This is a genomic window from Pseudocolwellia agarivorans (assembly GCF_002000085.1).
In the GTDB taxonomy this organism is placed as follows: Bacteria; Pseudomonadota; Gammaproteobacteria; order Enterobacterales; family Alteromonadaceae; genus Pseudocolwellia; species Pseudocolwellia agarivorans.
Window position 1 is genome coordinate 279,430 of record NZ_MUZU01000001.1, and the last position, 25,169, is coordinate 304,598.

At 33.9% G+C, this 25,169-nt stretch carries 19 protein-coding genes; 17 read left to right on the top strand and 2 right to left on the bottom strand.

Annotated elements, in window-relative coordinates:
* The first annotated feature begins 191 nt into the window (after positions 1-191).
* From B0X80_RS01180 to B0X80_RS01215, 8 genes are all read left to right on the top strand, one after another.
* On the top strand, positions 192-1,346 hold the full coding sequence (locus B0X80_RS01180) for a methyltransferase (protein ID WP_077338010.1): 1,155 nt from the start codon (positions 192-194) through the stop codon (positions 1,344-1,346).
* Complete coding sequence (locus B0X80_RS01185) at positions 1,343-1,933, top strand: YajG family lipoprotein (RefSeq protein WP_077338011.1); 591 nt, start codon at positions 1,343-1,345, stop codon at positions 1,931-1,933. The genes B0X80_RS01180 and B0X80_RS01185 overlap by 4 nt, the downstream gene beginning before the upstream one ends.
* 32 nt (positions 1,934-1,965) lie before the next feature.
* On the top strand, positions 1,966-2,562 hold the full coding sequence (locus B0X80_RS01190; protein WP_077338012.1) for a peptidylprolyl isomerase: 597 nt from the start codon (positions 1,966-1,968) through the stop codon (positions 2,560-2,562).
* Positions 2,563-2,760: 198 nt separating this feature from the next.
* On the top strand, positions 2,761-3,090 hold the full coding sequence (locus B0X80_RS01195; RefSeq protein WP_077338013.1) for a hypothetical protein: 330 nt from the start codon (positions 2,761-2,763) through the stop codon (positions 3,088-3,090).
* Positions 3,091-3,220: 130 nt separating this feature from the next.
* Entirely contained in the window at positions 3,221-4,816 is a 1,596-nt protein-coding gene (locus tag B0X80_RS01200; RefSeq protein WP_077338014.1) for an AmpG family muropeptide MFS transporter, read from the top strand.
* Between the two features lie 913 nt (positions 4,817-5,729).
* Positions 5,730-8,537: a PAS domain-containing hybrid sensor histidine kinase/response regulator gene (locus tag B0X80_RS01205; RefSeq protein WP_077338015.1), complete on the top strand. Its 2,808-nt coding sequence runs from the start codon at positions 5,730-5,732 to the stop codon at positions 8,535-8,537.
* Positions 8,537-8,884 (top strand): Hpt domain-containing protein, encoded by a 348-nt coding sequence (locus tag B0X80_RS01210; RefSeq protein ID WP_077338016.1) that lies wholly within the window; start codon positions 8,537-8,539, stop codon positions 8,882-8,884. Before B0X80_RS01205 ends, B0X80_RS01210 begins: the two co-directional genes overlap by 1 nt.
* Entirely contained in the window at positions 8,874-10,136 is a 1,263-nt protein-coding gene (locus tag B0X80_RS01215) for a response regulator (protein WP_245825356.1), read from the top strand. The genes B0X80_RS01210 and B0X80_RS01215 overlap by 11 nt, the downstream gene beginning before the upstream one ends.
* Before the next feature lie 230 nt (positions 10,137-10,366).
* Here the strand turns inward: B0X80_RS01215 and B0X80_RS01220 are convergent, their stop codons facing one another.
* Complete coding sequence (locus tag B0X80_RS01220; RefSeq protein WP_077338017.1) at positions 10,367-13,060, bottom strand: CHASE domain-containing protein; 2,694 nt, start codon at positions 13,058-13,060, stop codon at positions 10,367-10,369.
* Between the two features lie 210 nt (positions 13,061-13,270).
* Between B0X80_RS01220 and tkt the strand changes: the two genes are divergently transcribed.
* The 6 genes from tkt (at position 13,271) to B0X80_RS01250 (ending at position 20,849) form a co-directional block, all read left to right on the top strand.
* Positions 13,271-15,250 carry a transketolase gene (tkt, locus tag B0X80_RS01225; protein ID WP_077338018.1) on the top strand — a complete coding sequence of 660 codons (1,980 nt, stop codon included), beginning with the start codon at positions 13,271-13,273 and terminating at the stop codon, positions 15,248-15,250.
* A 58-nt stretch (positions 15,251-15,308) separates the two neighbouring features.
* Positions 15,309-16,328, top strand: coding sequence for an erythrose-4-phosphate dehydrogenase (gene epd, locus B0X80_RS01230; protein WP_077338019.1), 1,020 nt, complete (start codon positions 15,309-15,311; stop codon positions 16,326-16,328).
* Between the two features lie 65 nt (positions 16,329-16,393).
* Positions 16,394-17,566 carry a phosphoglycerate kinase gene (locus tag B0X80_RS01235; RefSeq protein ID WP_077338020.1) on the top strand — a complete coding sequence of 391 codons (1,173 nt, stop codon included), beginning with the start codon at positions 16,394-16,396 and terminating at the stop codon, positions 17,564-17,566.
* Between the two features lie 440 nt (positions 17,567-18,006).
* Complete coding sequence (gene fba / locus B0X80_RS01240) at positions 18,007-19,047, top strand: class II fructose-bisphosphate aldolase (RefSeq protein WP_077338021.1); 1,041 nt, start codon at positions 18,007-18,009, stop codon at positions 19,045-19,047.
* A 214-nt stretch (positions 19,048-19,261) separates the two neighbouring features.
* On the top strand, positions 19,262-20,080 hold the full coding sequence (locus B0X80_RS01245; RefSeq protein WP_077338022.1) for a mechanosensitive ion channel family protein: 819 nt from the start codon (positions 19,262-19,264) through the stop codon (positions 20,078-20,080).
* A 1-nt stretch (position 20,081) separates the two neighbouring features.
* A complete protein-coding gene (locus B0X80_RS01250) occupies positions 20,082-20,849 on the top strand; it encodes a DUF481 domain-containing protein (protein ID WP_077338023.1) in 768 nt (255 codons plus the stop codon).
* Between the two features lie 87 nt (positions 20,850-20,936).
* On the opposite strand, the gene B0X80_RS01255 is transcribed toward B0X80_RS01250, so the two are convergent.
* A complete protein-coding gene (locus tag B0X80_RS01255; protein WP_077338024.1) occupies positions 20,937-22,520 on the bottom strand; it encodes an isocitrate lyase in 1,584 nt (527 codons plus the stop codon).
* 378 nt (positions 22,521-22,898) lie between these two features.
* On the opposite strand from B0X80_RS01255, the gene B0X80_RS01260 reads away from it, so the two are divergent.
* From B0X80_RS01260 to B0X80_RS01270, 3 genes are read left to right on the top strand one after another with little or no spacing between them, the layout of a single operon-like run.
* Complete coding sequence (locus B0X80_RS01260; RefSeq protein WP_077338025.1) at positions 22,899-23,834, top strand: LysR family transcriptional regulator; 936 nt, start codon at positions 22,899-22,901, stop codon at positions 23,832-23,834.
* Between the two features lie 32 nt (positions 23,835-23,866).
* The gene (locus B0X80_RS01265; protein WP_077338026.1) at positions 23,867-24,244 is read left to right on the top strand and encodes a CidA/LrgA family protein; all 378 of its coding nucleotides are present in this window, start codon (positions 23,867-23,869) and stop codon (positions 24,242-24,244) included.
* Positions 24,245-24,256: 12 nt separating this feature from the next.
* Entirely contained in the window at positions 24,257-24,973 is a 717-nt protein-coding gene (locus tag B0X80_RS01270) for an LrgB family protein (RefSeq protein ID WP_077338027.1), read from the top strand.
* The last annotated feature ends 196 nt before the right edge of the window (positions 24,974-25,169 follow it).

A 25,169-nucleotide genomic window follows, 5' to 3' on the forward strand; every position in this document is an offset into this window, starting at 1 on the left:
ACTAATAAGCGTAGCCTATAAAGTAAAATAATCCATCAAATTGCTTCACATAATAATGCTATTTTCGCTAAACTTGTGTTTAGCAAAGATAAATAGTTTTGATTATTTATATTGAAAGCGACTAGCAGCAATCATTAATTTTTGACACAATAGACTTCTCCAACATCCACCTTTTCGTTGTAAATTTTAATATGATCAGCCCTTTTATTTTTAATGATAAAAATCTTTTTTTAGACCGCTTCCCTGTAGGCCAAGTTAATCGTAGCCTACAAGCTTGGGATGCCGCTGATGAGTATTTAATTAATTACTTAAATGATAATAATCTAACGGATTCTTCAAAAAACATACTCGTTTTCAACGATGCCTTTGGAGCACTAACCTGTAATCTATCTGACCATCATGTATTTTGTGTTAATGACTCTTATATTAGTCAGCAAGGTATAAAATTAAATGTTGAACAAAACTACATAACTCATGAAAATATTACCTACTTAACCAGTACTGATGACTTACCCGATAATATTGATTTAATTTTATATAAAATCCCCAAAAGTAAGTCCTTTTTAATCGATCAGCTTATGCAAATAAATGCTAAGTATTCCGAAAATACCGTATTCATCGCAGCCGATAGAGCCAAAGAAATTCACAGCTCAACATTAAAATTATTCGAAAAACATTTAGGAGAAACAACAACCTCATTAGCCGTGAAAAAAGCACGTCTTGTTTTTACTCATATAGAAAACAAAACCAACGTAGCATCACCATTCCCTACTTGTTGGGAAATGCCATCAATTCAAGAGCAAGGGAAAATATTTTCTATTTCAAATAGGTCAAATGTTTACTCTAGAGAAAAGCTAGATATTGGCGCTCGCTATTTTATTAATAACCTACCAACTGTTTCAGCTGGCTCAACAGTGATAGATTTAGGTTGTGGTAATGGTGTTGTTGGGTTATCAGTTTTAGACCAACAACCCCAGGCTGAAATTCATTTTTATGATGAATCATTTATGGCAATAAAATCAGCAGAAGAAAATATTAAAACTAACTTTCCAGATTTAGCAGAAAAATGTACATTCAACATTAATGACTGTTTAAGTAGTGTAGAAGGTGGAAGCGTAGATTTAATTTTATGTAACCCTCCTTTTCACCAACAAACGGCAACAACGGATCATATTGCTTGGCAAATGTTTAAAGATAGCCATAGAGTATTAAAAAAGGGAGGCGAGTTACGTATTATAGGTAACCGTCAATTAGCTTATCATATTAAGTTACAGAGAATTTTTGGTAATGAAAAACTCATTGCCAGTAATGATAAATTTGTAACTACAGCGGCAATTAAACGATGAAATTAAAATTATTGTTAACCATAACCTTATTAAACTTAATAACAGCGTGTACAACCTTACCTAAACACATTGTAGTGTCACCTGAACTCATTGGGTATTCGAAGGGGGTATATTTTGATAAAAGAATTCAGCTTAACGTTATTGACCAACGTACAGGGAGTCAAGTTGTTCAAATAATAGAAGATGGTGAGCCAGCAAAAATACTCTCAAGCCAAGAGAGTTTAACCAATATAGTCAATAACGCGATAAGCCCTGTTTTTCGTAAGCAAGGTATTACAATTGACCCATTCGCTAACATACAGGTTGATATTATTATTGATACTGCCTTGATTAGCGTTCAACAAAGCTTAGTTAATTACACGGCTAAAAATACAATTTCATTAAACGTTTCGGTATCAAATTCAAACACAGTCACAACCAAAAACTTTAATACAACGGGTAGTAGTGCTGGCCCCTTAGTTGCTGATATTGCTGTATTAGAACGAGACTTCAATCACCAACTAGCTTCATTACTTGTAAGAATTATAAATAGTAATGAAATACAAAGTGCAATTAAGCAACAAACAAATAACTCTGATACGTTTTAATGATTTTATTTTTAATGATTTAGGCATTTATTATGTTCAAAATATTCATATTACCTCTTCTTCTATTTTGTGTTTTCTCTGCAACAGCACTTCAAGCTAAAGATATAGTAATAGATCCCAATAACTTATACCCAAAGGTAAAACTTGAAACATCAATGGGAGATATCATTGTTGAACTCGACAGAATAAGAGCACCGATAACTGTAGATAACTTTCTTAATTATGTTGTTACAAATGAGTACAACAACACTATTTTTCATCGTGTAATTAACGACTTTATCGTACAAGGTGGCGGTTATGATAAAGACTTTACTATTAAAAAAGTAAACGAAGATATTATTAATGAATCAGGGAATGGCCTAAAAAATGAAATGGGGACTATTGCTATGGCGAAAGAATCTAGACCCCATACAGCCAATAGACAATTCTTTTTCAATGTAGACGATAACACCAACTTAGATCCGGGAAGAAGTTGGGGATACGCTGTTTTTGGCAGTATAACCGAAGGGCAAGAAGTACTAGAAGCTATAGCAAAAGTAAAAACACATTACCATGATGGTATGGCTTGGGAAGATGTGCCTGTTGAACCTGTTATAATAATCAAAGCCACATTATTACCTGAAGAATAGACAAAATACACTCAAAAAAATAGAAATGTAGTCAGCAAGTATTGAAGTTCAAATTAAACTTCTTTGACTTTTGTTTATTTTTAAACGATACATATATAACAAAGAGCATTTAACCTATAGGAAATACTGACATTCAAGGAAGTTTTAATTCAGAACAATTGAATTACAAGAAAACGTCGTACTCAAAGAGTAAACAATATGATAATTGAGCAGTTTATCAATGAAAAAATAACACAAACTACTTTTTACATTCAAGCCGTAATAAGTCATTCATTGCACCACTCTGAATTAGATCAATTTATATTGAATACTATGGATGAATGGACATTACTGAAAATACAAGATGAAACCCCCGCTAATGCAAGGGAAAGAGTTTTTTGGCACCTAATTCATGAATTAAGCCTCCATGGCGCACATTCTTTAAATGATAATTTATATTTTAAAAGTGAAATAACAACCTGCATAGACTTTTTTGCAGGTACTGGTAGCTACCCTCTAGATTGTATAGGTTGGAGACCTATCGCATAAAAATCTAACCTAAAGCCTCATAAATTTAACATATTAATACTACAACATTGTAACATTCCATATAATTAACTTCTTTCATTACAAGCAGTCTGATAGGCTTTACGTATCTAACATTATTTGAATTTTTTGAATGCCAAGTTCCAACTCCCTTTTCGACACAATTCGTTATTTTAAAGATAAAAGATTACTCAGTATTTTTTGCTTTGGTATTGCTAGCGGTTTTCCTTGGGTAATGACTGGCTCGGCCATGAGTGGCTGGTTAAAAGATGAGGGGCTTAGTCGTTCAAGTATTGGATTATTTGGTTTAATATTTGTAACCTATAGCATCAACTTTTTATGGTCTCCTTTTGTTGATCGGCTCAAAATTCCTTTTATAACATCAAGGTTTGGTCAACGCAGAAGTTGGATAATGTTTACACAAGTATTTATTGTGCTAGCAACTTACCAATTAAGCCAAGTCAATGTAGCAAGTCAATTAAGTTTAGTTGCCCTTTTAGGGCTAACTATTGCCTTTTTTGGTTCGAGTCAAGACATAGCAATAGATGCATATAGAATAGACATACTCTCGGGTGACGATAATAACTATATGTCAGCGGGTTCAGCGATGGCAACTGCTGGATGGTGGACAGGCTTTGCAGGTTTAGGAAGCATTCCATTTTTATTGGTAGATCAACCCAACTGGACTTGGCCTGAAGCCTTTTTTGTTTTATCTATTATAATGGCAATTCTCATGTTAACCGCCTTTATAGTGAAAGAGCCAGAAACTAACAGAGAAGTAGAATTAGACTCAATTCAAGCAAATTACCTAAATGTTCTCCCAAAACAGGGGCATAAACCTTTATTTATTTTACTAATACTGCCGACTATTTTTGTTTCAATTATTTATGCCAATATTGGTTACCCTGCTTGGCCTGACGCTTTTATCTCTGCTGATTACCGTTTTACCTTTATCACCTTATTTATCGTGTTATTGTTATTTATATTTGTTCAACAATTAAGTAAATTAAACTTAACCATTAGACAAAACACTCCGTTACATCATTCACATGTTCCAAGCCTTATTCATCGAATTACAGCATGGCTCTTAACGACCTTAGTCGCACCTATTCAAGAGTTTTTCGATAGAAATGGGACTCGCTTAGCGCTTTCTATTTTACTGTTTATTTTCTTATTTAAATTAGGTGAAGCCTATTTAGGACGAATGTCTATTGTGTTTTATCGCGAAGTTGGATTTTCTAATAGCGATATTGCTTATTATTCAAAAATGATCAATTGGGCAACCACTATTGTTTTTTCTTTAATTGGTAGTGTATTTACTATTAGATACGGCATATTAAAAGGTCTGTTTATTGGTGGTATCGCTATGGGAGCAAGTAACCTTTTATTTGCGGTAATGGCATTTGTAGGGCCAAATAAATTACTATTTGCAGCTACTGTTTTTGTTGATGGCTTTACCTCAGCTTGGGGATCTGTTGCCTTCGTTGCTCTTATCTCTGTACTATGTAATAAAACATTTACCGCGAGCCAGTACGCGTTAATGGTATCTTTAGGTACTTTCGGACGAGTGATGTTAGGTTCATACTCAGGAATAGTTGTAGACTGGCTGGATGGCAATTGGGCACTGTTTTTTATTCTTACAGCCGTAATGGTTATTCCTAGTTTATTGTTTTTATATTTCATTAGAAAACCACTCACGGTATTAATTAATAATAATTCATCTAACTAGAGCCCTATTAAAATGCAGCTGATTACTACCTTATCGCGCATTCCTTTGAATAGTTAACCTGTATGAATATAGCCGTTATCATTCAAAATGCAGGTTTCAGTGGTAACGGGTATAAAATTTTTAAAGGAATTCGGGTGCGGATAAATGATAGTTAAGCTATGATGTTGAAATTGCAATTAATAATGAAACTCGACAATGATAAAATTATTCTTTTTATTACCAATACTGATGTGCTTAATTTGGTGGTGGTATATCGACTCAAAAGGCTACACCATAAAACAAACATGGAAAAGCTTTGCTTATATAATTGCCTTTAACACTGTTATTATTTTATTTTTTACTCTTATGCTTTTTATTACTCACTAATGTAATGCTATAACGTAAACTTATTTTAATAGAGGTACACTTCACTTAATCTGCAACGCCTAAAAAACACGCTAAAGTGTTTTTAGATATTTACCTCTCGGTTTCAATATACCGACAATATTAAATACATTTCAGCTTACCTCTCAGCTTGATATAGGTGAGTTATATACCCCTCATCATTCAAGATACTGGTTTCAGTAGGAACTAAAAACCATTTATGTACAAATTTTACGTTCCAAACAAAATCTAAGGCCTACATCCATGTATGCAAGGCATTAAATTTACGTCATGATTATTCTCAGTAACCGCTCCTGCGTTACCCTAATCCCCTAAACCTTACTAAAGTTAATAAGCCCCATAAATTGATTTTAGCCTCATCATAAAAGCGCTTGTGCAAAATCACTTCATCAACAATGCTCTGAAATAGCCTATTGATTGATAACAGGTATATTTATGACATTAATAGATATATTTCATTTAACTGCTATATTTTTAATATCCTCTTTTAATACATTTTAATTAAAAATACTTTAATCAGGTTGTGGTAATGAAATGTGAAGCGCTCCAACAGTTAATTAGCATCCCTTTTCCATGTATTGCGGTGACTAAAAATTATCAGATAATTGCTTCTAATGAACTCGCATTAAAGTTATTAACTATTACAGCAGAACTTACAGAAAATAATGCACTTTTTGATTTGTTTTCCCCTTTTGATACAAATATAAGCATTGAAGGATTTATTGATAATCCGCAAGCCCCATCACATATTTACTTATCATATAAAAATAAAAACACTTTTAACTCTATATATAAAGCCAGTATTAGCCCTTTAAATAACAATTATCGTTTAATTTTATTATCGTTAGAAGAAAATTGGCAGTACAAATATCAACAAGAAAGTATCTATTTATCTAGGTTAATCAATTCAATTGAAAGCAGTAATGTTGGAATTTGGGAATTAGACATTGCTCAGCAATCTGCAGTGTTTTCAGCAAAGTTCAAAGAATTACTCCAAATAGAATCCCATGATATTTATTCATGGGATATGTTTAAAAAGGCTATATTCCAAGATGACTTGGTACTGTTCGAAATATTTTTAAAGTCTCATATTCAATCAAAATCGCCACTTAATTTTGAATTTAGAATGGAGATAAACAAGCAAACCTACTGGTTTAATATAAAAGGAGAAACATTTTATCAAAATGGAGAGCCCAAAACGATAATAGGTACACTAACTGATTGCACCCTAAACAAAGAAATTCTTAACAACTTGAATGACGCAATAGAAAGTAAAAACATTACCATGAAAGCCGGTAAAATAGGGACTTGGTGTATTAGACTTATCAATAATGAATGGCATTGTGAGTGGGATCACTTTGCTAATGAAATGTTTGGTTTAAAAACAGAAGATATTGGAGTACTAGATAAATGGGTATCTATTATTCACCCAGAAGACAGAGAAAAAATGGGGAATATCACACGTTATTCTTTTAGTACAGGTGAAGATTTATCCTTTAAATATCGTATTATACTTAAAGATAAATCCATTAAGTACTTCCAAAGTATTGGTCGAGCGGTGAGTAATGATTTAGGTGAAGTCTACCGTTTAGATGGAATTTGTATTGATGAAACAGAAATACAAGAAGCAGAAAAAAAACTTAAAAAGTTAAATGCTCAACTTGAAGAGCGTGTTTCAGAACGTACCGCTGAATTAATAAAAGCCAAAGAACATGCTGAAAATGCAAGTCAGATAAAATCAGACTTTCTTTCTATGATGAGCCATGAACTGAGAACACCTATGAATGGCGTGATAGGCTCATTAGACTTACTTACGGGAACAAAACAAACACCAGAATCAAAAGATTTAATTGATACTGCAAAAACTTCCGCTGAAAACCTTGTATTTATTTTAAACGATATATTGGATATCAATAAAATTGAAGCAGGAAAATTAGAACTAGAAGAACGTGTTTTTTCAATATCAGAAGTTATTGATAATGTAATTAAAGTATTTATTCCTGTTGCAATAAAAAGGGATATATCTTTACACGTTTTTGAAGACCCCGATACTCCCATGTTTATTACAGGCGATCCAATGCGGGTACGTCAAATTCTATTTAACCTTATTGGTAACGCATTAAAGTTCACAAGTTCATCTTTTAAGAAATTGGGAGAAGTTAGCCTTGTAACCACGATAAAACAGAAAAAAAATACTTCAGGAATCATCAGCTTAAAAATAATAGACAATGGTATTGGGATTGATAAAAAAAACCAAGAAAAGCTATTCAAACCATTTATACAAGCTGAACGTTCGACAACCAGACAATATGGGGGGACAGGATTAGGACTTGCCATTTGTGGGAAACTAACTGAAATGATGGGAGGAAAAATAACCTTAATCAGTGAAAAAGGTAAAGGTTCTAGTTTTGATGCTGAACTCCCCTTCTTAAAATCACAAGAAACAATCGCGATGGATATCGAATCTTTATCTAATATTAAAATTTCAATTATCGATTGCAACGAAAAACTTACCAATAAAGCAAAGGTTTTTAGCCACTATTTAACCTACGAAGGTGCTCATGTTAACAGCTATACATTAAGTGAATACGTTAAAAGCAAAGATAACTTCGATATATTGTTAATTCTATTAAACAATAACGAAACCAATATACAAACCATTCTACATTTACTTAAAGAGATAAAAGACAAAAGCCGTATCACCATTGCAGTAAATAGAAAATCAATAGATACAGCACGAAAAGCTTTTAAAAATATTCGAGTAAGTTGCTCTGAACCCATGACAAGAATTCAACTCGTTCAATGCATGCAACATACTTGGCAAAGTGGTTTTGAACTTAACCTAGACGAATTAGATTTAAGCTCCTTAGAGCTTGACGAAGATGAAAATAACGATGTATTAGGATTAGATGAACTCGATTTTGACTTTGATATTACAGAAGAAAACAATCATAAAAAAAGTACTCAAGCCAGTATACTCGTTGTTGAAGATAATCCCTTAAATCAAAAGCTCATCGTAAAGCAACTCGATAGATTAGGATACAAATGTGAGCTTGCGGATGACGGCTTACAAGGAAAAATAAAATGGGAAGAAGGAAACTATCAGCTTATTTTAACTGATTGTCACATGCCAAATATTGACGGTTACGAAATGACCAAGCAAATCAGAACCTTAGAAAAATCCCAACAAAAACAAGCAACACCTATTATTGCAGTAACAGGTGCAGCCATGAGTGGTGATGCTGAATATTGCATTGCTTCAGGAATGAATGATTTTTTAAGTAAACCCATTCAGTTATCAGATTTAAGAGCAATGCTCAAAAAATGGTATAAATAATGACAGAGAATCAATTAAAAATAGTTAATAAAAACACTATGTTTGAGCTTGTTGGCGATGACGCAGAGTTAATAAAAAGATTTCAAATAGAGTTTTTACAACAAGCAAAGCAATCTATAACTAAACTAAGTAGCGCCTATAGTGAAAGTGATTTCAAGCTCATAAAAGAAGAAGCTCACTTTCTAAAAACCTCAGCTAAAGCAATAGGTGCAGAACAAACAGCAGATTATTTACAAAAATTAGAAGACACTTCTATACTTAATGATAAAAACAAATGTAAGGAACTCATCATTTTAATTAATAACTCAATTAAGCAAGTGTACGGAGTAATAAAAAATGAAAGCTAAGCCCTTACCGGTAGGAAGCCGCCACCCCAAAGTAGTGATGATCGTCGACAGTGACGAAGACACCTCAGGAGCCGCTAATATTTTAGCCACTCATATAGATGAATACAGAACGCTAACTCTAGATGAAGATACCGCTGAATATCTTAATCAGATAGCCCCTTCGGTTATCCTATTTGCATTGTCTAACGTAGAAAAATCGGTGGAGTATTACACCTTTTTAGTAGAAGAATCTCAACTTAATCATATACATTACAGTATTGTATTATGTAATAACAAAGAGTCTTCTTTAGCCTTTCGATGCTGTATGAAAAACCTTTTTGATAATTATTTTGTATATCAACCCTTATATGAAAGATTAAGATTACTTATGGTTGTACAAAGCGGCTTAACTCAAACTCAAGCTGATAGTAAAATACAAACAGACAGTGAAGAGTTAAGTGAACAAATAGATGAAGAGCTTTCAGCTCTGATTGATGAAGGCAGTCGTTGTAAACAACATTTATTAAAAAAGATATTACAAAGTGGTGAAGACATATCTAAAGTACCTTCTTCCGATTTAATCAACAATGCACAAGAAATTAACTCACCACAAGAGTTATTACAAAATATAACAAAAGATCATGTACATCCTTTATTGCATTTACTTGAAGAAGATATTCGTAAAAGTCTTGATAATATAATCGCGCAACTCGTTTCACAACAGAAGTCACTAAAAGAAAGCCTGCCAGTAAAAAAACAAAAAAGAAAAGGTTTAATTACTCATGTTGCCTCCATTAAAAAGAGAGATAATACCGAGCAAGATACTAATGAGTTGAATGATGAGGAAGTATTACCCGTAGAAGAGCCTACTGTAAAAAATGTTTTAACTCATTCTATTTTAGTGGTGGAAGACAACAAGTTATACCGAGATATGATCACTAATGTACTTTTAAAAGAAAACTATCATGTTGATGAAGCTGAAGACGGTTTATGCGCATTAGATAAAATTAAAAAAAGTCGTTATGACCTAATATTAATGGATTTATTTATGCCTAATTTGGATGGATTAAATGCCACTAAAAAAATCCGTCAACTTTCAGAAGGAATCGACACCCCGGTTATTGCATTAACAGGAAATAAAAACAAAGAATTGGTAAAAAAATGGGCCCATTACGGCTTAAAAGGTTACATTATCAAGCCATCAACTAAAAATGAAATACTATCTGTAGTGAAAAAAAATCTCACGGTGTCTACAGAACATCACGATGCGTAAAAGTTAAAAACTCATCGTTATCGTGTAAATATGTAAAGTGTTCATATAACATATATCCCCGTAACCATTCAAAATACAGGTTTCAGTGGAGACTAAAAAAACGCTTGAGAAAAATCACTTTATCAACAAAGCTTTTTACAAAGAAACGACCATTATTACAAAACATTGTCTTGAATTAATATCGCTCAAGTACTCTAAAATAGCCCCTGGATTGGTCACGGGTATATGAACTACTTTAGATAATTTGCTAACAAGTTTCGAAGGTTTTCAGTTGTCATAGGTAATACCATATAAGACGTAAATTTATGGTTAACTAAAGACAACATCTTATTTTCTAATGCTTGATTAAAAAGAGCTATCGTAGGTGTACGTGAAAATTCTCCTTTTATTGGGCTAGGTATTGCCGCTATATTCATATCACTTTCCGAGCAATCAAAAATAACCAAATGATATTCTTTCGTGGAGAGTTTTGCGTCAATCTCTTTAACATCAGTAATAACATCCACATAAAACTTTAAAGATACTAACTGTCGATATAAATTTTTATTGGTTTTATTTTTTCCTTCTACAAATAAAATACGCTTAACATTTAAGGCTGTATTATGATTTATAGACGGTATATTAAAGCGCCCTAACCCAACTTCTTGCTCTTGCGATATTTTCACTTTTACAGAAACATGTATCATCGACTCACCCGAAGGAAGTTGAGCAATGTTAATGTTACCTCCCAATTTATTACAAAGCTCTTTTGCCATTTCCATTCTCAAATTAAACTTTATACCCTCAGGATTATTATTTATAACAACGGAAGCGTCTTGAATCGAATTATTTGTTCTAAGTGCATGTAAAACAAATACTATTGTTGCACTGTTTTGATGATGAAAATGAACTTTAACAGAGATACAAATATTATTATTATCAAGCAACTCTTTTGCGTTTTCGGCACAAGTAATAAATACTTGTTGCAATCGTAACTCGTCAGATTCAATAAACTGAGGAACATCTTCTTGAATTAAAAATTTAATATTTTTTGCTTGTGCTTCTACTATTTCTTCCATTCTTTTTAAGAACAAAATAAAATCAAACGATTGATTATTAAGAGTTAATCTACCTGATTCAATACTTGATAATTCATTTAACGTATCAATTAACTGCTCTAAATTAAGCGATGCATTTGAAATATTATCAATATATTCTTTTTCAATTTCCGCTAGATTTTTCTTTGGAAAGACCTCAATCAAACGCTTTATAACACTCAAAGGTACTCGTAATTCAGTACTTAACGATTGTAAAAAATCTGTTTTTGCTTGGTTTTCATTATCTGACTTTTCTTTAGATAAAATAAGTTCACGAGTTTTTTGAGTCACCTTATTACTCAGTTCAGTTGAATAAGCCGCCATCATTAAAATCAATAACTGAAAAACAAGTCCACCAAATGTTCCCCCAAATAACATCATCCATGTTTGCCATGTTTTATCCTGTAATACCCAAGTATATTTTTCTGAAATTTGAGTATTCCACTTTCGAGAAAACACATTACTATCATACTGATTAACAAGTTTATTGGTTGCGTCAAACTCTTGCCCAATGATAGTAAAATAGTCATGGTTGTTAACATCTTTTATTAATAAATTAATATTGTTCTCATTAATAAAACGATCAATGTTATTAAAAAGGGATGATATTCTTACTACAGCAACTACCACGCCTGACGTTGAGCTTTTCCCCTTTTGGTTATATTTACCAAAATCAGGCGTTAAATTACTATTATATACAGGTAAAACGATCAAAATAGCAGGGTTTGTAAAATCACCTTCAATCATGTTAATCGGTAATGTTGCCGAAATTTCCCCGGAGTTTATAGCCTCTTCTATCGCATTTTTTTTATCAATATGACTAAGTAAATCGATACCTAAAATTTCTTCATTTTGGTATCGAGGAAAAACATATTGAACAGGCATATAAATAGGTGCATCGTTAATCTTTACCGTATTTCCCATAAGGGTTTGTTGGCTAATCACATAATGTGTATCTAACACCTCAGACATATATTTTTCATAACTATCTCTATATTTATTTTTTACTACAGGCGCCCACTCAAGTGATTCAATCATAGAAGAATCACTGAGTATATTCGCTGAAAATTGATTGAATGATTCTAAATTAATCAACTTACTTGCTTCAAAATAAGCTTTTAAAGCGTTTAGCTGTTGTTCAATAATCAGAAGCTTTCGTTCAAATTCTGTTGTTATATGTGTTTGAGCTTTATAAAAATCATCATTACGATAATGTTGATGCTGATCTTGAAAAATTTTAAAAAGCAAGGCAATAGAAAGCGCCCCTAAAACAGAAGACGTTATAACAAAAAGTTGTTTACCTTTATTAAAGTTATGCTCTTTTTTAAGAAACAATAAAACAGGGATAACAAATATTGAAATAAGAATGCTCATCGACCAAGTACGGCAGAAAATATAAAATAAATTCACATCAAATGTTTTTACAGATAAGACAGCAATGAGTACTGAAGCGAAAGCTGAAATTAAGGAAACCAGAGGGCCTATTTTAAATAAAAATACAGAAAGTTTTACTCGGCTATCCAACCATTGACCTTGAGTAACCATTTGATAAGTTAGTTTCTTTGCCCAAAGAGCTTGTAAGCAAGTGGCTAATAATGAAATCATGACAACAGCCAGCTCAAATTCAACTGACAAATAAAAATATAAAAACGTATTAAAAATAATACTCGCTAAAACAACCGAAAAAAGTTGGCGTGATCCCCATAAAATAATAATAGCGCTCGCGATACCCGCCGACGAACCTAAAAAAACTATCATAGAAAACGGTTTAATCATCATGATGGTTAACAAACACACGATAACGTACATACAAATAGCAAATACAGGCTGATAAATTTGTTTTTTCATAAAGGAGTTGAATGCGTAAAGGCCTAAAAACAGAATATTAATATACTGACAATCACTTAAACTTTATAGGTATATTTCGTTTTCATAATCAAAAATGATATGTCTTTGCAAATAAAATATAACAAATAGCAGAATAACATTTGAGTTATAAGTACGTTCAGGTGAAAATGAACATATTTATAAATCCAATCAATTCTAAGCGGAGTAATTATGACATCTCGTCAAGAACTAGCGAATGCAATACGTGCATTAAGTATGGATGCTGTTCAAAAAGCAAAATCAGGTCACCCTGGTGCACCTATGGGTATGGCTGATATAGCTGAAGTTTTATGGCGTGATTTTTTAAATCATAATCCAACAGATCCAAAATGGGTAAACCGAGACAGATTTGTTTTATCTAACGGCCATGGCTCAATGCTTATTTATTCTCTATTGCATTTAACTGGTTATGACGTATCACTTGATGATTTAAAAAACTTCCGTCAATTACATTCTAAAACACCTGGTCATCCTGAGTATGGTTACACTCCTGGCGTTGAAACAACGACAGGCCCTTTAGGTGCTGGTATTTCTAATGCTGTAGGTATGGCGATTGCCGAAAAAACGTTAGCGGCGCAATTTAACCGTGAAGATCATGCGATTGTTGATCACTTTACATACTGCTTCTTAGGCGATGGTTGTTTAATGGAAGGTATTTCTCATGAAGTATGTTCATTAGCTGGTACTTTAGGTTTAGGTAAACTTATCGCATTTTGGGATGACAACGGTATTTCAATTGATGGTGAAGTTGAAGGTTGGTTTACAGACAATACACCAGAAAGGTTTGCTTCATACGGCTGGCACGTGATCAGTGTAGACGGTCACAATCCTGAACAAATTACAGCAGCAATTGCCGAAGCAAAATCGGTTACCGACAAACCAACGATGATTTGTTGTAAAACAATTATTGGTTTTGGCTCACCAAACAAATCAGGTAGTCATGACTGCCACGGCGCACCTTTAGGTGACGACGAAATAGCTGCTACACGTGAATTTTTAAATTGGCCACATGCTCCGTTTACTATCCCTGCAGATATTGCTGCACAATGGAACCAACAAGAAAAAGGCCAAGCTAAACAAGCCCAATGGAACGATGCGTTTTCTGCTTACAAATCAGCTTACCCTGAATTAGCAGCAGAATATGAACGTCGTGTTATCAAAGGTGACTTACCTGCAGAGTTCGAACAAAAAGCCAATGAATATATCGCACAATGCCAAGATAAAGCTGAAAACATTGCATCTCGTAAAGCCTCTCAAAATTCTATCGAAGCCTTTGGTCAAATCTTACCTGAATTATTAGGTGGCTCTGCAGATTTAGCGGGTTCAAACTTAACATTATGGTCTGGTTCAAAAGGCATTCAAGAAGATGCTGCTGGTAACTACATTTTTTACGGCGTACGTGAATTTGGTATGAGCGGTATTATGAACGGTATTTCTTTGCACGGTGGTTTTATTAACTACGGCGCAACTTTCATGATGTTCATGGAATATGCTAGAAATGCAGTACGTATGTCAGCACTTATGGGCATTCAAAACATTTTTGTTTATACCCATGATTCAATTGGTCAAGGTGAAGATGGTCCTACACATCAACCTGTAGAACAACTCGCTAATTTACGTAACACGCCTAATATGGTGACATGGCGTCCAGCTGATGCAACTGAGTCTGCAGTAGCATGGAAAAACGCTATTCAACGTCAAAATGCTCCTACATCACTTATCTTTTCACGCCAAGGATTACCTGCTCAATCAAGAACAACTGAGCAAGTAAACAACATAGCTAAAGGAGCTTACATCTTAAAAGATAGTGTTGGTACACCTGAGGTTATTTTAATTGCAACGGGTTCTGAGGTAGGTATAGCGATGCAAGCGGCGGAACAACTAGGCGATAAAGTTCGCGTGGTATCTATGCCATCAACCAGCATTTTTGATGAACAAGACGCTGCATACAAAGAAGCTGTTTTACCATCTAGCGTTACGAAAAGAGTTTCTATTGAAGCTGCTCATACTGATTTTTGGTATAAATACGTAGGTTTTGCTGGAAAAATCATCGGTATGACAACATTCGGTGAATCAGCTCCTGGTAATGTATTATTAGAGCACTTTGGTTTTACAGTAGACAATATTGTTAAAACGGTAGAAAGCCTTTAATTTTAATTTTTAAACAAAAGAACCTGTTTTGCAGGTTCTTTTTTATTTTGTAGTTTATATGCCTGTAAATATTGCCATAAATGGTTTTGGAAGAATTGGTCGTAATGTTGCTAGAGCTTTATTTGAAAGCAACAGAACAGATGAATTTAATCTAGTCGCTATTAATGAAATTGCAACACCCGAAGGTATTGCTCACTTATTAAAATACGACTCAACTCACGGACGCTTCTCTTGTCCTGTAGAACTTCACAATGAGAACTTACTGATCGATGGTAAACTTACTCACTTATCTCACGAAAAACAATTATCTAACCTTCCTTGGGCTAAACACCAAGTAGATATAGTACTTGAATGTACCGGTAAATTTGATCAATACGATCAAGGTGAACAACACTTAAAACAAGGTGCGAAGAAAGTATTATATTCACACCCCGCCTCAAGTGATGCAGAAGTTGACGCTACGATTATATATGGTGTTAACCACCACCTTTTGTCTCAGAAACACAATATTGTTTCTAACGGTTCATGCACAACAAATTGCGTAGTCCCTGTTATTAATGCTATTGATGACGCTTTTGGTGTGGAAAGTGGAACAATAACCACTATTCACTCATCAATGCATGATCAACAAGTTATTGATGCTTACCATCCTGATTTAAGAAGAGCCAGAGCGGCAAGCCATTCAATTATTCCTGTAGATACTAAACTTGCTATTGGTATTGAGAGAATATTACCCAAGTTTTCAGGTCGTTTTGAAGCCATTGCCGTACGTGTACCAACCATAAATGTAACAGCAATGGATTTAAGCTTAACCGTGTCTAAAGATGTAGATATAAAAGCAATTAACCAAGCAATACAGAACAGCCAAAATAATGGCCTACAAGGCATATTAGGGTATACCGAAGAACCTTTAGTTTCTGTTGATTTCAATCATGACCCACATTCATGTATCGTCGACGGTAACCAAACACGTGTTAGTCATAAACGCCTAGTTAAACTATTAATATGGTGTGACAACGAATGGGGCTTTGCTAACAGAATGTTAGATACCGCAAGCATTATGGCTAAGTATCTTTAAAACAAAGCTACACATTAACAATTTAATTTAACAATTTTAATTTAACAAAATTATAGGGATCCAAAATGTCTATTATTAAAATGGCCGATCTAGATTTATCACAAAAACGTGTACTTATTAGAGAAGACTTAAACGTACCCATTCAAGATGGAAAAATTACGTCTGATGCTCGTTTAAGAGCGGCATTACCAACATTAAAGCTAGCTTTAGAAGCTGGAGCAAAAGTAATGGTGATGTCACATTTAGGACGCCCTACTGAAGGCGAAGCTAATGACGAATTTTCATTACAACCTGTTGTTGACTACTTAGCAGCAGCATTGAGCTTTCCAGTAAGGTTAGAAAAAGATTACTTGAACGGTGTTGAATCTGTTGCTGGTGAGTTGGTTGTATTTGAAAATATACGTTTTAATGTTGGCGAAAAAGCCAATGACGAAGCGCTATCTAAAAAGTTAGCCGCATTATGTGATGTTTTTGTAATGGACGCTTTTGGTACAGCTCATCGCGCCCACGCCTCTACACATGGCGTAGCTAAATTTGCTCCAGTTGCAGCTGCTGGCCCTTTACTATCAGCTGAATTAGAAGCATTAGGTAAAGCACTTGATAATCCTGCCCGCCCATTAGTTGCTGTTGTTGGTGGTTCAAAAGTTTCAACTAAATTAACTGTTTTAGATGCGTTATCTAAAATTGCAGATGTACTTGTTGTTGGTGGTGGTATTTCAAACACTTTCGTTGCAGCAGCAGGAAATGAAGTGGGTAACTCTTTATATGAAAAAGACCTTATTCCTGAAGCTCAGCGATTATGTAAAGAAACCGAAGTTATTTTTGCGCAAGATGTAACAACAACAAAAGAAGGCTTTAGTGAATGGAATGATAACTCGGTAACAACGGTTAAAGATCCAAGTGAGATCACAAGCGACGAAGAAATTATCGATTACGGTCCTAAATCAGCAGCAAAAGCAGCCGAAATATTAAAGAATGCTAAAACTATTCTTTGGAATGGTCCATGTGGTGTATTTGAGTTTGATGCATTTGCTAAAGGTACTGAAATCGTTGCTCGAGCTATTGCTGAGAGTGATGCTTTTTCAATTGCGGGCGGCGGAGATACACTCGCAGCTATTGATAAATTTGATCTTGCAGATCAAGTATCGTATATATCAACAGGTGGTGGTGCATTTTTAGAATTTGTTGAAGGCAAAGTATTACCTGCTGTTGAAATACTAGAACAACGCGGTAAATAATATAACCAACAATAGTTCATTATGCTTGTTTCATTTATGAAATGAGCATAATTACAATTCCCCCCTCCTATTAAGTTTTCTCTTCGCTCTTATCTCTTCGAAGATAAAACCTTTTTAATCAATTTTCTTAAATACCTCCCCTTCTTATAAAATATATAAATTAATACATTTAAAATGGTATAAAAAAACATTTTACCTTTTGTAGTAAAATTACATAAACTTCACATCGAAACACAGGTGAAACCAATTAAAAACAGGTTGTTGTTGTAAATTTATTACACACTTACTTAATAACACCATAAATTCACTTTTATAGTATTTAAACGGAATATTATATCGTGATTTTGACTATTGTTTTCTGATACAATTACACTGCGAAATCAAAATAGTTTCGATTCGAAATAAACTTAAAACATATATAAAACTCTAGGAGTGTTGTAATGGCATTAATTTCTATGCGTCAAATGTTAGATCATGCGGCGGAATATGGATATGGAATACCAGCTTTTAATGTAAATAATCTTGAACAAGTTAGAGCTATCATGTTGGCAGCTAACGATACGAATAGTCCTGTAATTTTACAAGCTTCTGCAGGAGCTAGAGCCTATGCCGGCGCACCATTTTTAAAGCATCTTATATTAGCAGCAATAGAAGAATTTCCACATATACCTGTTGTAATGCATCAAGATCATGGTACTTCACTTGCTATATGCCAGCGCGCTATCCAACTAGGATTTTCTTCAGTTATGATGGATGGTTCATTACTTGAAGACGGTAAAACACCTTCAAGTTATGAATACAATGTAGACGTGACCAAAAGAACTGTAGAAATAGCGCATGCTTGTGGTGTTTCTGTAGAAGGTGAATTAGGTTGTTTAGGTTCTTTAGAAACAGGTATGGCAGGCGAAGAGGATGGAGTTGGTGCTGAGGGAATATTAGATAAAGAACAAATGTTAACAAACCCTGATGAAGCAGCAGACTTCGTTTCAAAAACCAATGTAGACGCATTAGCTATTGCGTGCGGCACATCTCATGGTGCTTACAAGTTTACACGCCCACCTACTGATGACATTCTTGCCATTGACCGTATTAAAGCAATAAATAAACGTATACCCAACACTCATCTTGTAATGCACGGATCTTCCTCTGTACCACAAGACTGGTTAGCCATAATTAATGAGAATGGGGGGGCTATTGGAGAAACATACGGCGTACCTATTGCTCAAATTCAAGAAGGTATTAAAAATGGTGTAAGGAAAATCAATATAGATACTGATTTACGTTTAGCTTCAACAGGCGCTATCAGAAGGTTTATGAATGACAATCCTGCCGAGTTTGATCCTCGTAAATATTTAGCACACTCAGTAAAAGCAATGTATTCAATATGTAAAGACAGGTATGAAGCATTTGAAACAGCTGGTAATGCAGATAAGATTAAACCAATTTCATTAGAGAACATGTGTAGAAAATATAATATTTAAATTCAATCGAACTTAAATTCATTTTTTAAAAGGGCAAATATAATTTTTATATTTGCCCTTTTTTAGTATCAAGTGATGGTTACAACATCTCACACAAAAACATATTTAACAAAATATTAACATTTTTTCACCCATAACCTTTTTATAATAAAAAACATGCTATATAATCATTTTGATTAAAATAAATAACATTAAACAACAAAAAGGTAATAACATGGATATGATTAACAAATGGTTTGCTGAAAACCAAGGTCTATTTCTACAGTATCTAATTGATTTTGCTATCGCTATTGCGATTATTATCATAGGTAAATGGGTTGCTCGAGTAGTAAGCAACACAATTATTAAAATTATGCTTGCGAAAAATATTGATAAAGCCGTTTCAAGCTTTGTTGGTAGTATATTGTTTAGCTTAATATTCTTTGTATCTATTATCGCTGCCATTTCTCATATGGGCTTTAATACTACATCGCTAGTTGCAATCATTGGTGCTGCTGGTTTAGCTGTAGGTTTAGCACTTCAAGGATCTTTATCTAACTTCGCTTCTGGCGTTTTACTTATTATATTAAAACCATTTAAAAGCGGTGACTTCGTTGAAGTTGCAGGTACTGCGGGTGTAGTTGAAGAAATTCATATTTTCTCTACGCAGTTAAGATCTGGTGATAACAAAACAGTGATCATTCCAAACTCAGCAATCACCGGTGGTACAATTACCAACTATTCAACTAAACCTACTCGTAGAATAGATTTAGTTATTGGTGTAAGCTACGACGCCGACCTTGCTAAAACTAAAGAAATCTTAGCTAAAATAGCTAATGAACATGAATTAGTATTAAAAGATCAGGCTGTAACTATTGGTGTAAGTGAACTAGCCGATAGTTCTGTAAATTTAGTGCTTCGTCCTTGGGTTAAATCAGCAGATTACTGGCCTGTATACTTTGAATTGTTAGAAACAATTAAAGTTTCTCTAGACGAAGCTGGCATTGAAATTCCTTACCCTCAAATGGGTTTGCATATGAATAAAGAAGACTAACATGGACCATAAATTAATTGTAGCCGCAGCACTTGGCTTAACATTAACTAGCTCAGTAGCCTTAGCTGCTGAGCCAGCTGAAAAACCAGCGATTACATCATCGGCTGAATTAGGTATGCTTTTTAAATCAGGTAATACTAGAAGTACCGATTTAAAGGCCGGTTACGATTTAAAATACGAAAAAGATTTATGGCGTAGCACACTTGCTTTTGATCTGTTAATTAAAAAAGCTGATAAAACACAAACTGACGGCTCTAAAGATTTTGAAACTACAGATCAAAAGTGGACCATTGAATCAAAAACCAATTACACGTTAAATAAAGCTAATAAAAGTTATGTATATGGTGACTTAGCTTATGAAGACAGTAGAACAGGTAACTTTGATAGCCAAAGTTCACTTTCTGCAGGTTGGGGTCGTGAGTGGTATAAAACTGAAGTTGCTTCTTTTTTCGCAGATATTGGTCCAGGTTATAAGCGTGACGTATTAAAAAATAGTGACGTAACTAACAGTGCATTTATTGTTCAAGCGCAAGTACTTTATTTAAGAAAAATAAATGACTTTGTGCAATTTAAACAAACATTAAGTGCTAAATATGCGCCTAAATCAGGTGAAAACAGCAAGTATAAAGCTGAGTCTTCAATTACTACTAAGTTAATTGAAACATTACAGTTAAAGTTTTCATTTAAAGTAGACCATAACACTGAAGTTGCGGAAGGCAATAAAAGAACTGATACTCAAACAGCTATTACGTTAGTTTATAGTTTTTAATAACGACTACTTTAAGTCGGCCTGTATAAAAACCGTACAATTGTACGGTTTTTTATTATCTACTTTTTACAAAAGCCGTATAAACCACTAAAACTGATTAGATGTATTTTTTTCACCACCGGCTTTGAGTGCATTTTCGCCAGCAAAATATTCTTTGTGATCATCTCCAATGTCAGACCCTGACATGTTCTGATGCTTAACACAGGCAATACCTTGACGTATCTCTTTACGTTGTACACCTTCAACATAACCAAGCATAGCGGCGTCACCAAAGTACTCTTTAGCTAAATTATCTACTGATAATGCTGTAGTGTGATAAGTAGGAAGTGTTATTAAGTGATGGAAAATACCTGCTTCACGCGAAGTATCAGATTGGAAACTACGGATCTTGTCATCTGCTCGTTTAGACAGTTCGGTATTATCGTACTCTGCATTCATTAAATCAGCACGAATATAACTAGAAACATCTTCACCAGCTTCAACCATAGTATCATAGGCTTGCTGACGGAAGTTTAAAGTCCAGTTAAATGAAGGGCTGTTATTATAAACAAGCTTAGCATTTGGTATTTCTTTACGAACCTCATTCATCATTGCAGTAATGTCTGCAACATTTGGCGTTGCTGTTTCAATCCAAAGAAGGTCTGCGCCTGCCTTAATCGCTTCAATACAATCAAATACACAACGTTCTTCTCCCGTACCTTCACGGAACTGATATAAACCAGAAGGTAAACGCTTAGGGCGTACAATTTTACCATTTCGGTTAAAACACACATCACCTTCAGCCATGTTAGCTACATCAACCTCTTCAACGTCAAGATAAGAATTGTATTGATCACCTTGATCGCCAGGCTCCTTAACGACTGCTATCTCTTTAGTAAGACCAGCACCTTCGGAATCTGTACGAGCAACGATAATACCATTGTCGATACCTAACTCTAGAAAAGCGTGACGTAATGCACGTATCTTAGAGTGAAAGTCAGCATGCGGTACGGTAACCTTGCCATCTTGATGACCACATTGTTTTTCATCAGCAACTTGGTTTTCAATTTGAAGTGCACAAGCACCGGCTTCAATCATTTGCTTAGCCATTAAATATGTAGCTTCTGCATTACCAAAACCAGCATCAATATCAGCAATAATAGGAACAACGTGAGTCACATGATTATCAATTTGGTACTGAATAGTGGCTTTATCAGCTTCGTTAGCAGAATCTAGTTTACGGAAAAGGTCACCTAATTCACGCGCATCCGCTTGACGTAGAAAAGTGTAAAGCTCTTTAACTAAAGCAGCTACAGTAGTTTTTTCATGCATAGATTGATCTGGAAGAGGACCTAACTCACTACGTAACGCTGCAACCATCCAACCAGATAGATATAAATAGCGACGATCAGTTTTACCACCAAAATGTTTTTTGATAGAAATCATTTTTTGTTGACCAACAAAGCCATGCCAACATCCTAAAGATTGGGTATACTTCGAATTATCAGCATCATAAGCTTCCATATCAGCACGCATAATATTGGCAGTATACTGAGCAATATCTAAACCCGTTTTGAATTTATTTTGTATTCTCATACGAGCAACTGACTCTGGATTGATAGTATTCCAAGAATCTCCTGCTTGTAACTTAATATTTTTAACAGCCTCAATAGCACTTTGGTAAGTAGACATGGTTATCTCCAATTTTTTATATGTATCTAAGCAAGTTTATTAAAAAAACTTATCACTAGAATTTATGATTAAAATCAGCTGATTATTTGTAACAGCAACTAAAACAATACAAAACCAACAACATCGAGATTAATTCATCGACAACCATTTACTAAATATATATAATTTATCCTTGCCATCATTAAAATAAATAACAAGTTCTTTATTTATACAATAAAAAAATAAAGTTCTTTAATTACAATGCATAAATTAAAAAACTAAAATTTCAAACACGCGTATAAAACCAATCAAATAAATTAAACTAAAAAAATGACTTGATTTACCTAGGTATAAATGAAATATACTTCATTTATACCTTAACTATAGGCTATTAATATCATGAATATTTCAAAAATCGATTTAAACCTTCTTATTTATTTAGACGTACTATTAAGAGAAAAAAACGTAACAAGAGCCGCTAGTCAATTAAATATTACTCAACCCGCCATGAGTAATGGATTAAAACGATTAAGAACTTTATTCAATGATCCTATCTTAGTAAGAACATCTGATGGAATGGTACCTACAGAGCGTTCAAGAGCTTTGGCCCCAGCGATAAGAAAAATACTATTAGAATTAGAAGAAGCATTACAAGGCGAAGAAGAATTTAACGTTGAGAATAGCCAACGTGTTTTTAGAATCATGGCAAGCGATTATGCAGCCTCGACTCTACTACCGATTCTTTTAAAAAAAGTTAATAGAATAGCACCTAATGTAACCATTGATATTATGACACCGAGTGATGTAACGTTTCATGACGTTGAAGCAGGTAAAATAGATATGGCTATTAATCGCTTTGATGAACTGCCTCAATCATTTCATCAAAAAACAGTATGGCGAGATACCTTTTCTTGTTTATTAAGCGCAGATAATCCAGTAGTTGCTAAGTTTAACTTAAACAGTTACCTCTCATCTAAGCATGTTTGGGTATCTAAAACAGGTTTTGGGGTCGGTGTTGGAATGGATCCTAAAGACGTACAAAAACTAGGTTGGGTTGACGAGTCATTAGCAAGACTCGGCAAAAAACGAGATATAAAGGTATTTACTCGTAACTATCATGTTGCTATGCAGTTAGCTTATGAAGATGGGTTAGTTGCAACCTTACCAACAAAAGCAGCTATGCTACATAAGCACGATAATAATTACACGATTGTTAGTCCTCCTTTTGATATCCCTGATATTGAATTGAAAATGATTTGGAGCCCACTTTTGCATCACGATGCAAGTCACATATGGTTTAGGCAGCTTGTTATAGAAGCAGCTTCAGAATGTTAAAGAGTTAAATCGACTCAACAAGGTTATACATATTGAAAAATACTATTTATAGCATATTAGCAATTACAGGCTGTGTCATTATAGGAAAACTTACCGCCTATCTCATTGGCGGACTCCCCTCTAGCTTGTATGGTTTGATATGTTTTACTTTACTATTACATTTTAAAATATTGTCTGCCGATAGAATTAAGTTAAGTATCGAATGGGCTATTAAAAACATGAGTGTTTGCTTTATTCCTGCTGGTGTTGGAATTATAGAGCACTTCGAGTTAATTCAAAAACACGGTTTAGCTATTGTTTTTATTATATTTATTAGCACATTCATTCTTCTTACCATCGTTGGGTTGTTATTTGAGAGAACAATGGATAAACAAAACAATGTTCATATTACAAACCGTTCAACCCTTTAGTAATATAAAGACATGTATATAGATCAATTACCTTCAGTCGCATTATCAATCATACTTATAGTCTCTACTGTATGTATTTATCAAGTTTTTACCAAACTACAGGTAAAATCAAAGGCTATATGGCTAAATCCATTGCTATTGTCTATTTTTGTTATAGCGCTATTTATACTTTATATAGATATGTCATTTCAGCAATACTTTGAATCAACACGACCACTTACTAACCTTATAGAACCAGCTGTAGTTGCACTTGGCTTCCCTTTATATCAGCAATTACACACAATAAAGCGTCAATGGAAAGTCATTTTACTATTATTAACATTGGGTGTATTTATTGTTATTCCTGTGAGTATACTCCTTACAGTATCACTTATTGCTATACCCGAAATAGCCGTATCGCTATCTTTAAAATCAGTTACTACACCTATAGGTATAGCACTTACTGACGCACTAAACGGCAACAGTGCAATTACAGCATTTGCGATTATTCTTGCTGGTTTTTTTGGGGCATTATTAGGGCCTAGTTGGCTAAATTTCATTAATGTTAAATCTGCTGAAGCACAAGGTTTAGCTATTGGTGCAGCAAGCCATGCACTGGGTACAGCGACCATAAGTAAAATTAGTTACGAACACTCGGCTTATGGTTCTTTAGCTTTAATTTTATCTGCTGTAATTACAGCAGTCGTTAGCCCTTTTTTAATTCCTTTTATGTTTTTTTGTTTGAATTAACGATGAGAAAAGTCTTGATTAAAAAGTATTAAAACAAAAATAAATAGTGACTACATTCACTGAACATTATAAATATAAAAATCATAATTTACTTTATGAATATTATTTATCATAGATTTAAATAAAAAGTAAAAATTCATTTAAAATACAATAAAAACAATAACTTTAAATAGCCCCTGTATTATTTAAATTACGT